We start from the raw sequence: 10,715 nt of genomic DNA, 5'->3' as shown, positions 1-10,715 counted from the left end.
CTGGCGGGGGGGGCGGCGGCCCGTGTGGCGGTGTGGGCGGGTGGGCCCTCCGCGGCGGGTTCGTGTACAGCGGTGAGGGTGTTAGGCCGGTGCCGGTCCCGGTCCGGAACTTGGATACGCGCAAGATAGCTGCGGGTCAGCTCCGCTGCGGTGAGGATGCCGGCGTCGAAGGCGGCCTGGACCGACGCGATGCCGGCCTCGATGACCTCGAAACTCTGCGGCGCCGGAGCATCCTCGGCGCCGACAGGCGTGCTCAGCACTAGGATGGCCAGCGCCACAATCAAACCGGCTGCGCCCGTGTGCCGAGGTGACGACTGCCAGCGCGCCACCAGGCCCGATCTGGTCATTATGGTGTTCCCCCTGCCTCACGACAGAGGATACCCGAACCAGCGCACACTGACCGAAAGCGTAGACACGGCGCCGCCGTGCGGCGCGCTCAGGATGCCGGCAGCAGCGCCGGCAGCGAAAACCCCTCGGGCGGCACGAGCACCGGCCCGAGCTGATGCAGCAACAAAATCGACAGGGCCAGCAAGAATGCCAGATGCAGCACCCAGCGCAGCTGGTGGTTGAGCCAGGCCGCGCGCTCGGCGTTACCCTCCTCCAGCGAAATAATGGACTGCATGTACAGCCCGAACTGGGCGATCAGAAACAGCAGTGTGAACAATGCTGCTAGCGCCAAAGCGGCGCCGCTGTAGGCCGGCAGCGGAGCGTCTGACTGCAGCAGGTCGTAGAGTGCCGTCAACCACAGCACCGCGAGCCCGAGCCAGCCCCATAGAAACATGCGCCCGAAGCTCGCCTTGCGCAGCGCCAGACGCATGCGGGCAGACTTGAGGCGCGCGATGGCCGGGAGCTGGACGAACAACACGAAGAATAGTCCGCCCAGCAGTAGCAGGTTCGCGACCTCGCGCGCGGCGACCACGGCGGCATGCAGGAGATTGTCACTCATGTCGGGATCAACTGGATTCGGACCCAGTCTCGTGTAACACGATAGCAGCCCGAGCCGCCGAGCGCGTGCACCGAGCGACGACAACGCGCATTGCGCCGCTGATCAGTCACGGCTGCCACTGCCCGCCCAATGACGGCTCGGCCGGGCTTCAGAGCGCAGCCGTCAAGAGGCCATGACGGCTCTCCGGCCAGGACAAGGGTAAGCTTACGTGCCAACCGTCGCCCGGTGCCGTGTGCAGAGGCTTCCCGTCGGGGCCGAGCATACCGGCGACCCGAAACCTGTGCTGCCCCTGTGGTGTCAGCAGCTCGAGGTCGTCCCCCTCGGCGAAGCGATTCTTCACCGCGACGCTGACCAGCCCGGGGGCCTCGGCCGGACCGACGATCTCTCCGACGAAAATGCGCTGGCGGTTACGCGAGGCGCCCTCGGCGTAATTCTGCAGCGCAGACGGGGCATGCCGGCGGTAGAAGCCCTCGGTGTAGCCCCGGTTGGCAAGCGCGTCGAGCTCCTCCAGCAACTTGGCGTCGAAGGGTCGGCCTGCGGCGGCGTCGTCGATGGCGTGGCGATACACCCGCGTGGTGCGCGCGGTGTAGTAATGCGACTTGGTGCGGCCCTCGATCTTGACGCAGTCGATGCCCATCGCGGCCAGACGCGCAACATGCTGCACCGCCCGCAGGTCCTTGGCGTTCATGATGTAAGTGCCCTGCTCGTCCTCGAACACGGGCATGTACTCGCCGGGTCGCTTGGCCTCTTCCAGCAGCCAAACGGCGTCCGCGTCTGGGTGACGGGCAGTGGCCGGTGCAGGCTCGGCGGCGAGCAGCGCCGCCTCCGGGAGAGTCCCGGCGGGCGCGCCTGCCGCACCCGAGGCCTGCGCCTGGGCTTCGTCTACGGACGCCACGCCGGCGACCCGGTACTCCCAGCGACAGGCGTTGGTGCAGGTACCCTGGTTTGCGTCCCGGTGGTTGAAGTAGCCGGACAGCAGGCAGCGCCCGGAGTGGGCGATGCAGACGGCGCCATGCACGAACACCTCCAGCTCCATGTCCGGGGAGGCGGCACGAATTTCGGCGATCTCGTCCAGCGAGAGCTCCCGGGAGAGAATGACACGGGCAACGCCTTGCCGCTGCCAAAAGCGCACCGCGGCGGCATTGGTGGTGTTGGCCTGCACCGACAGATGCACAGGCAGGTCGGGCCAGCGCTCGCGCACCAGCAGGATCAGCCCCGGGTCCGCCATGATCAGGGCATCGGGGCCGAGGGCCACCACCGGGGCCATGTCGTCGAGGAAGGTCTTGACCTTTGCACCGTGGGGCAGTGCATTGGCGGCGAGATAGAAGCGCCGGCCAAGGGCGTGAGCCGCGTCGATGCCCGCGGCGAGATTACGCTGATCGAAGTCGTTGTTGCGCACCCGCAGGCTGTAGCGCGGCGCACCTGCGTAGACGGCATCGGCGCCGTAGGCAAGGGCGTAGCGGAGGTTTTTGAGGGTCCCCGCCGGGGCCAACAGCTCCGGCTTGTGGTGCGCGGTCGTGGTCATGGACATGTATGACTAGCGAGGCGATGCCGTAGGCCGACGAGCAACCGGATCGCCAGAATGACACCAGTCTGTTTTCGCCAAGGCTGAGGGCTGAGAGCCGGACTTCCACACCGCCGGCAGTGTCTATTCATCAGCCGTCTGCCCTCAGCCCTACGGGCGTCCGGATCATGAGGCGGCATCGAAAATCAGACGCCTCCGCAAGCATAACGCGCGGTGAAGCAATCTAGTGCAGCTCCACCTCGAAGGTGAGGCGCTCGCTGCCACCGATGACCTTGTCGCGCAGCACCTGCACCGGGAGGGTGTCACCCGGGCGGCTGTCCATCAATGCGATGCGGATGTCCGCATAGCTGTCGATGCTGCTGTCGCCGACGCTCACGATACGGTCCCCGGTCTCGACCCCCGCGGCCTTGGCGCCGCTGTTCTCGCTGAAGCCCTGCACGCCGAGACCTTGGCCCTCGGCCTCTGTGTCAAGCATGACGCCGAGCAGGCCTGTGGCCGGTAGATCGACCCGTTGCGGATAGAGAATGAAATCCGCCAGCGCTGGATCGAAGGGCCGCATGCTGCCGCTCACCACCGTGGCCGCTGGCACTTCGATGCGCCGCGCCACCCGCTGCGGGATGCCCTGACCGTATTCGACATGCCCAGTGCCGGCCAGCACGACCAGGGTCTTGTCCGGATGTGCGCGCAGGTAGGCGACGGCGCGCTCGGCCATACCCTCATCCCACAGGAGCTGCACGTCGAGAAAGTGCTCGAAGTCGGCATCCTCGTCCTTGGGGTGCATGGCGAACACCGCCTCCACCCGCTCGCGGTACGCCGGGTCATCGCGATCCATATCCGTGGGAATCTGTGCCGCCTGCTCCGGGCTCAAAGATGCGATGCCGCCATCGCCCGCCTGATCGGTGATCTCCTTGGGCAGATTCAGGGCGATGAGCGGAATGCCGTGCTCGCGGGCGAAGCGCAGGATGGGCCGGTAAAGACGATAGTCGAAGCGCCAACGGGTAAAGTACTCCGTCCGCCGCAGGAACTCCGCCTCGCTGATTGCACCGGCGATGAACTCGTCCAGGGCCGCCTGAAAGGGCTGCTGAAAAAACTCCATGCCGATGGCGAGCGATCGCCCCTGCTCGTGCAGCCCGCGGATGATGCTCAGCTGATTCAGATGGTCCTCGTAGCGGTCGTGGGACTCGCCGACATAGACCACCCGCTTGTCCGCGAGCCTTGTGAGCAAGTCGTCGAGACCTGCGACACGGGCGGTTTCCACCACCGTCGTTGCGGTGTCTTGGATCTCGTCCTGGCCCGGCAGCATGCCGGCGGCCTCCTCCGCGGCGGCCACTGGGACAAGGGCACCTGCCGCGAGAAAGAGGGTGAAAACGGACATGCAAGTGAAGCGGTGTTGGATCATGGCGACTGCTGTGATTGTCTGACTGACGTCTCCATTATGAGGGCTCGCGGTGCGCGCGTCCCGGGCTCTCGACCTGCGCCTCGCTGCCGTGGGCTGCGCTCGCATCGCAGCCGCCCCGAACCTTTGCCGAGACGACCACGAAGCGACCATACGCCGACCCATGAAGTTCCCTTCTTCGAGCATCGCTGACCCAGAGCCGGGCCGCTGCACCTCGGACTTTCGTGCCAGCGCGGCCCGTTTGCCGGCGGCACATGCGTTGTGGGCCTGCCTGCTCCCGCTCGCACTCCTATTGATGCCCCTGGCTGGCGTAGCGGCGCAGAGCCAGCCAGTGGTCGGACATGTCATCGATGCAATGCTCGACCCCGAGACTGGCACCCTGCGCGCCACCGACGAGCTGTCGCTGCCCGCCGGCGCGACGCAGATAATCTTTCTGTTGCACCGCGGGCTGGAGCCGCAGGTGGCGGCGGGTAATGCGGTGCTGGAGCGCGTAGGCCGCGACGGCCACCTGGAGCGGTTCAGGTTGACGGCGAATGGCGACGCCACGGTGACGCTGCGCTACGGCGGCAAGATCCGTCATCCACTCACCACCGTGCGTGAGGGGATGGGCCGCGAGCGCCAGCAGCTGGTGGGCACCATCAACGCCGACGGCGTCTTTCTCACTGGCTATACCGGCTGGTACCCGAACCTGCCAGGGGCACTGAACCGCATGGAACTGGACGTGCGCGTGCCCCCAGGCTGGCTCGCCGTTTCACAAGGGGCGGGCCCCGAGCGCATCGAGGGCGACGACACCCGCGTGCGCTGGCAGGAGGACCACCCGCAAGACGAGCTCTATCTCATTGCTGCCCGTTTCAAGCTCTATCGCAAGGACACGCCCTTTGGCGAGGCACAAGCCTATCTGCGGCTGCCGGACCCGGCACTCGCAGAGCGCTATCTGGAGGCCACCGGTGACTACCTGACGCGCTACAGCGAGCTCATCGGCCCCTACCCCTATGCCAAGTTCGCGCTGGTGGAGAACTTCTGGGAGACGGGCTACGGCATGCCCTCGTTCACGCTGCTGGGCTCGCGCGTTATGCGCCTGCCTTTCATCCTCCACAGCTCCTATCCGCATGAGATCCTGCACAACTGGTGGGGCAACAGCGTCTATGTGGACTACGCCGCCGGCAACTGGGCCGAGGGTCTCACAGCCTATCTGTCCGATCATCTCAACAAGGCCCTCGCCGGTGAAGGCGCCAATTACCGTCGCGATCAGCTCAAGGCCTATGCCGACTACGTGCGCGAAGACCAGGACTTCCCGATTAGGGCGTTCCGCGGCCGTCACGGCAGCGCATCCCAGGCCATCGGCTACGGCAAGATGCTGATGGCCATGCACATGCTGCGGGTGATGCTGGGCGAGGAGACCTTCCGCAACGGTCTGCGCACCTTCTACCGGCAGAATCGCTTCCGCACGGCGGACCTCGACGATCTGAAGCTCGGCTTCGAGCTTGCAAGCAACACGGAGCTGGATGACTTCTTCACCGCCTGGACCACACGCACCGGCGCCGCCAAGCTCCAGCTCGGCGACGTGAGCGTCGAACAGAGCCCGAGCGGTGGCTACGTGGTTTCCGGCAGCGTCTACCAGATCCAGGATGACGCGCCCTACCCGATGACCGTCCCGGTGGTTGTGCATTCCGAGCGGGGCACACCGCGGGAGGTGACCGCCACCTTCAATCAGCGTGCTGCGCGCTTCGAGGCTAAGCTCGCCACCCGGCCGGTGCGCGTGGCCGTCGATCCTCAGTTCGACACCTTTCGAGAGTTGCTGCCGGAGGAGTCGCCGGCGTCCCTCAGCAACCTGTTCGGTGCAGAGCAGGGGTTGATGGTGCTTCCGGCAGGCGCATCGGCAACCCTGCAGCGTGCCTACCGCAACCTGGCACTGAGCTGGCAGCAGGGCCATCCCGAGTGGGAGATCACAGAGGACACCGTGCTGGGATCACTGCCGGAAGATCGGGCCGTGTGGTTGTTCGGGTGGGAGAACACCTTTGTGGAGGAGCTGGCGGCTGCGGCGGGCGCCGATTGGGCCTTAGACGCCGACGCCCGCAGCCTGACACTGGCCGGCGAACAGCAGTCAGACGTGAGCGTTGCGCTTGCGGCAGGCGATGCCGTCCGGCCACTCGGTTGGGTGGCGGCGGCAACCCCGTCGGCGGTGCCAGGGCTCGCGCGCAAGCTGCCGCACTATGGCAAGTATGGCTATCTGACCTTCACCGGCGATGCGCCGGAGAATCAGCTCAAAGGGCAATGGCCGCCGGGGGACTCGGCACTGACCAGGTGGCTCTCGGAAGCGCGGCCGATCCTGCGCATGCCGACGCGCAGCACCTTGGCGGCGCGCTGAGGCTTGTAACCCGCGGCGAGCCGCGAGCCGACTCACCGACGGTACCCAGCGCGTCGTTAGGCCTGCATCGGCATGCCGCGCCCGCCCGTACCTGCACCACCGTGGAGGGCCACAGCATACTTCATGAGCTCGGCCTGGGATTCGAGGCCGAGCTTGGACATCATGCGCCTGCGATAGGTATCCACCGTCTTGGTGCTGATGCCCATGACATCCGCAACCTCGCGTGCGCGCTTGCCCTCGGCAAGGCCCTTGAGCACCAGCCGCTCCCGACGCGAAAGCAGGCGCTTTTCGGGGCCGCTCAGAATCTGCGAACTGTCCGGGAGCCAGGTCTGGCCGCCAGCCACCGCACGCACAGCCTCGGCCAGGGTGACCACCGATTCGTCCTTCAGCACGTAACCCTGCACCCCAGCCTCCACCATCTGCGATACGAAGGGACGCTCGCCCTGCGCCGAGAGGGCGATGACCCGCGTGTGCGGCAGCAGCTTGACGATCCGCATTGCGGCCTCGATGCCGTCCACGCTGGGCATACAGACATCCATGAGCACGATATCGGGCTTCCAGGCCTGCGCCAGCGTGATGGCCTCGGAGCCATTGCTGGCGTAGGCCACGACCTGAATGTCCGGCTCGCGCGAGAGCATGGCCCCGAGGGCTTCGCGAATCATCTTGTGGTCATCGGCTAGGACAACTTTGATGGGCATGACTAGGTTCCTGGTCTCTTGGACCTGCTGTTCGGCGCTGCGGCATTTATATCCTCATCAGCACTGTCGGCGTCAATGATGTTCATCGGCCAGGTCGATGACACCATCGCAGTGACCGAAATCGCGCCGGATCTTGTAGGCGAGACGCCGACATCGGCGCTCAGTCTCCGGCCCTGGCGGCAACCGCCGAGCGTATGCAAGTGCCTGCGCGGGGTCCTTGACCCGATGCTCGAAGTGCTTGGACAGCGCCTCGCAGGCACCGGTGTGCCCCTCGGCGTCGAGCCGCTGCCAGAGTTCCAAGGCCGCGCTCCAGTCTCCGGCTCGGGCATGCAGACCGCCCAGCAGATATCTGGCCTCCGGCTCCAGTGCGGCCGCGCCGACGTCCGCCAGCACGCGCCTGGCCGCTTCCGCGTCCCCTGCCGCAAGCCGCCAGCGGGCAATTCGCAACGGGTCCGCCCCATAAGCGGCGGGGGCCAGGTGCGCCGCGGCCAGCCGTGCCGGCAGCGCGGCAACGGAGACGAGGTCCGTGCGATTGTGCGCCAGCACCCCCTGCAACCGATGTCCATCGCCGCGGCGCAGCCAATCCAGCCAGGCCGCGGGAGCCTCCGCGCCGGGCAGATCGCCCGCACGCCGATGGCCCAGCAGACGTTGCTCGACGCTGGCGAGCCGGCAATCGGGCCAGCGCGGCGCAAAGGCACGGCGCACCGGGTGCAGCAGGTCCAGGTGCGGGATGTCGTTGGCGACATCCTCCATCCGCGCCAGCCGCAGCCGGGCGGAAAGCAGGGGCAAGTCGAAGGTCTTGCCGTTGTAGCTCAACAGCAACGCGGCCTGGGTAAGCTCGGCTCGCACGCAAGCGAGGAAGTCGGCCTCCGCATCCAGCCGCGTCAGTAGGTACTGAATCAGCTCCAGGCGGTCGTTGCGCCAGTGGGCAAGCCCCACCAAGAACACCCAGGTGCCGGTGCCGCCGGCGAGCCCGCTGGTCTCCGTGTCCATGGCGATCCAGCAAGCCGGGTCTGCTGAGGCCTCGGGCACAAAGAGCCGCACCGCTGCGGGGTCCGCATCGAGGCTGCAGTGTCCATGGCGCAGCGCGAGCGGCCGGTACTGCGCCAGCCGCAGCACACCGTCAGCAAGCCGCTCTGCGCCGAGTGCCCCGGCGAGTTCCGAATCGTCCGGGATACCGACGCCCGCCACGGCAGTCTGCCGTTGCACAACGCCGGCGGTATGCGCAGGCTTGGCTGCCCCGACGCGTGCCGATCCGAGCCGGCGCAGCCGCTCCCCGAGGCTCGGCTGCGCCGGCGCCGCGGACGGCGCGGCGGGCTTCACCGCCGCATCGCCGCGGAAGCGCTGCAGGCGTTCACGCAGGCCGCTCATCCGTCACGCCGCCGTAGCTGCGCGGCGCAGCTCGCGTCGCGCTCGTCCGAGCCCGCTGCGTACGCGACGGCTCGAGCCGCCTTGCCCGCGAGCATCCCCAACACAGCCAGCGCCAGCTGCCTGGGCGTTTGCGAGCGCTGCTCGTCGCCAGGCAGGATCGGCCCGACGCAGGCCGGACAGCCTGCGCTGCAGGCGCAGCCCTGCACCAGCGCCAGCGCATCGACGACGAGCGTCGCCGCAACATCGAACAACGGCGCCGACAGCCCAACGCCGCCCGGATAGTTGTCGTAAAGGAAGAGCGTCGGCTCGAAGCCGCCCGCAGGCGGACCGTCGAGGGGGCGATTGTCCGGATCGCGCAGCTGGCCGCGGCCGTCGGGCGCCACCACGGCAAACCAGCGGCCCTGCCCGTCTCCCACGGCACGCCCGAGGTCCAGGATCTCTGCCATGGCGCGCAAGGCCGCCACGTGATGCAGGGCATAGGCAGCGCCGAGGAAGCCCTCCACCAGCCGCTCCCGGCTGCCGAAGCACTCGGCGACCGCCTTTACCAGCACGCTTGGATGCAACTGCCACCACACGGCGGTGGTATGCATTTCCTGGTCCGGCAGATCGATGTTGCCGTAGCCGATGTTGTCGTGGCTGTAGTAGCGGATCTTCTTGTAGCCGGGGTAGCGCCGCACGAGATGCACTTCGCCATGGGCCACCGCCGCGAAGGCATCGAAATCGGGCTGGGGTCCGCACTCGACACCCCGGGAGCCACCGAAAGTATGAGGCACGGACGCGGCGGCAGCGTCGTGCGACGCATGGACACTGCACCGATCGAGCTCCGCCAGGATCTTGAGCTTGGTGTAGTCGATGGCGTCGGTGTAGTAGTCGGCACGGGTCTTGGTGACATACGCCTTGCGGCCCGTCCAGTCCAGACGCTCGACCTGGTACGGCTGGGATTGCACCATGTAGATGGCGCCCTCGTAGACGGTGCCGGGAGCGCCCGTGTAGTCCACCTCGGCGATGATGGTCTGCTTGCCGCCGGTGGTGTCGATGACGACGAAGTTACCCTCTGCCACCGAGCGCAGGGACACGGCATTGGCCGGATAGCTGTCCGCAACCCAGAACCATTGTTGCCCCTGCCTTTGCAGGAGCCCCTCGTCGCGGAGGTAGGCAAGCATCTCAGTGAGGTCCTCGGCGCAGTCGCCAAAGCCCTCGCCGTCGCGAAAGGGCAGCTCGAAGGCGGCGCAGCGCACATGGTCCATCAGGATGAGCAGCTGATCCGGGTGGATGCGCGCATGTTCCGGCGAGCTGCCGAGAAAGAACTCAGGGTGCCGCACCATGTACTGATCCAGCGGGTCGCTGGTGGCGACCAATACGCCGAGGCTGGGCCGGTTGCGCCGCCCCGCCCGCCCGAGGCGCTGCCAGGTGGCGGCGATGGTGCCCGGGTAGCCGTTCAGCACGGCGACATCCAGGGCACCGATGTCCACACCCAGCTCCAGCGCCGAGGTGCTCACCACGCAGTCCACGCGACCCGCCCGCAGCGCCCGCTCGCCACTGCGTCGCTCGCTCGGTAGGTAACCGCCGCGGTAGGCCAGCACCCGTGCCGGGCGCCGCGGATCGCGGTCGAAGACGTCCTTCAGGTACTTGGTGATCACCTCTACCATTAGGCGCGAGCGGGCGAAGACGATGTTCTTGAGCCCCTGTCTGGTCGCCGCCCGGGCGATGCGCGTGGTCTGGGAGCGCGCGGACGCTCGGATGCCGAGGTCCGGGTCGATGACGGGCGGGTTCCACAGCAACAGATGGCGCGCCCCCCGGGGCGCGCCGCTGTCGGTGACCGCATGCACCCGCTCGCCGACGAGCCGCCCCGCCAGCTCCGCCGGATTGGCGATGGTGGCGGACGCGAAGATGAACACCGGACTGGCCCCATAGAACCGGGAGATACGCAGGAGCCTCCGGAAGACATTGGCCACATGGCTGCCGAAGACGCCACGGTAGCCATGCAGCTCGTCCACCACGACGAATTGCAGCGATTCGAAGAACTGCGCCCACTTGGTGTGATGCGGCAGGATCGCCTGATGCAGCATGTCCGGGTTCGACAGCACGATATCGCCGCGTGTGCGCACCGCCTTGCGGGCATCTCCCGGCGTGTCGCCGTCGAAGGTGAAGGCCTTGATTCCCAAGGACCCGCCCGAGGAGCTGCCCGAGGAACTGCTGGGCGAGCCGCCTCGCGCGGCAATCGTGTCTGAGACGCGCATGGAGCCGCCAGCGTCTACAGACCCGACCAGCGCCTGGTTGAGCGCCGACAGCTCCGCCACCTGATCCTGCGCGAGCGCCTTGGTGGGGAACAGATACAGTGCCTTCGCCTGCCGCGTCAGCACCGCATCCAGCACCGGCAGGTTGTAGCAGAGCGTCTTGCCGGACGCCGT

General features: G+C 67.3%; 8 protein-coding genes. 1 reads left to right on the top strand and 7 read right to left on the bottom strand.

Annotated elements, in window-relative coordinates:
• The 4 genes from I6U14_RS06905 to I6U14_RS06890 all read right to left on the bottom strand — a co-directional run.
• A partial coding sequence (locus I6U14_RS06905; RefSeq protein WP_296897979.1) for a hypothetical protein occupies positions 1-347 on the bottom strand: 347 nt, incomplete at its 3' end.
• Between the two features lie 89 nt (positions 348-436).
• Entirely contained in the window at positions 437-946 is a 510-nt protein-coding gene (locus I6U14_RS06900) for a hypothetical protein (protein ID WP_296897978.1), read from the bottom strand.
• A gap of 148 nt (positions 947-1,094) precedes the next feature.
• Positions 1,095-2,477 (bottom strand): tRNA 5-hydroxyuridine modification protein YegQ, encoded by a 1,383-nt coding sequence (gene yegQ / locus I6U14_RS06895; RefSeq protein ID WP_367115635.1) that lies wholly within the window; start codon positions 2,475-2,477, stop codon positions 1,095-1,097.
• Between the two features lie 217 nt (positions 2,478-2,694).
• Complete coding sequence (locus I6U14_RS06890; RefSeq protein WP_296897973.1) at positions 2,695-3,846, bottom strand: ChaN family lipoprotein; 1,152 nt, start codon at positions 3,844-3,846, stop codon at positions 2,695-2,697.
• 184 nt (positions 3,847-4,030) lie between these two features.
• Between I6U14_RS06890 and I6U14_RS06885 the strand changes: the two genes are divergently transcribed.
• Positions 4,031-6,235 (top strand): M1 family metallopeptidase, encoded by a 2,205-nt coding sequence (locus I6U14_RS06885; RefSeq protein ID WP_296897971.1) that lies wholly within the window; start codon positions 4,031-4,033, stop codon positions 6,233-6,235.
• 56 nt (positions 6,236-6,291) lie between these two features.
• Here I6U14_RS06885 and I6U14_RS06880 read toward each other — a convergent pair whose 3' ends face one another.
• From I6U14_RS06880 to I6U14_RS06870, 3 genes are all read right to left on the bottom strand, one after another.
• Positions 6,292-6,933 carry a response regulator transcription factor gene (locus tag I6U14_RS06880; RefSeq protein WP_296897969.1) on the bottom strand — a complete coding sequence of 214 codons (642 nt, stop codon included), beginning with the start codon at positions 6,931-6,933 and terminating at the stop codon, positions 6,292-6,294.
• A 72-nt stretch (positions 6,934-7,005) separates the two neighbouring features.
• Entirely contained in the window at positions 7,006-8,304 is a 1,299-nt protein-coding gene (locus I6U14_RS06875; protein WP_296897966.1) for a ribonuclease H-like domain-containing protein, read from the bottom strand.
• The coding region (locus I6U14_RS06870) for a DEAD/DEAH box helicase (RefSeq protein WP_296897963.1) at positions 8,301-10,715 on the bottom strand (2,415 nt) is incomplete at its 5' end. The genes I6U14_RS06870 and I6U14_RS06875, both read right to left, overlap by 4 nt.

Origin of the sequence: Thiohalocapsa sp. (genome assembly GCF_019695415.1) — a bacterium.
Taxonomy (GTDB): domain Bacteria; phylum Pseudomonadota; class Gammaproteobacteria; order Chromatiales; family Chromatiaceae; genus Thiohalocapsa.
This window is presented reverse-complemented; position numbering and strand designations above follow the sequence as displayed.

Coding starts and splice junctions, on each gene's coding strand:
- I6U14_RS06900 (WP_296897978.1), bottom strand. CDS start 946: ATGAGTGACAATCTCCTGCATGCCGCCGTGGTCGCCGCGCGCGAGGTC.
- yegQ (WP_367115635.1), bottom strand. CDS start 2,477: ATGTCCATGACCACGACCGCGCACCACAAGCCGGAGCTGTTGGCCCCG.
- I6U14_RS06890 (WP_296897973.1), bottom strand. CDS start 3,846: ATGTCCGTTTTCACCCTCTTTCTCGCGGCAGGTGCCCTTGTCCCAGTG.
- I6U14_RS06885 (WP_296897971.1), top strand. CDS start 4,031: ATGAAGTTCCCTTCTTCGAGCATCGCTGACCCAGAGCCGGGCCGCTGC.
- I6U14_RS06880 (WP_296897969.1), bottom strand. CDS start 6,933: ATGCCCATCAAAGTTGTCCTAGCCGATGACCACAAGATGATTCGCGAA.
- I6U14_RS06875 (WP_296897966.1), bottom strand. CDS start 8,304: ATGAGCGGCCTGCGTGAACGCCTGCAGCGCTTCCGCGGCGATGCGGCG.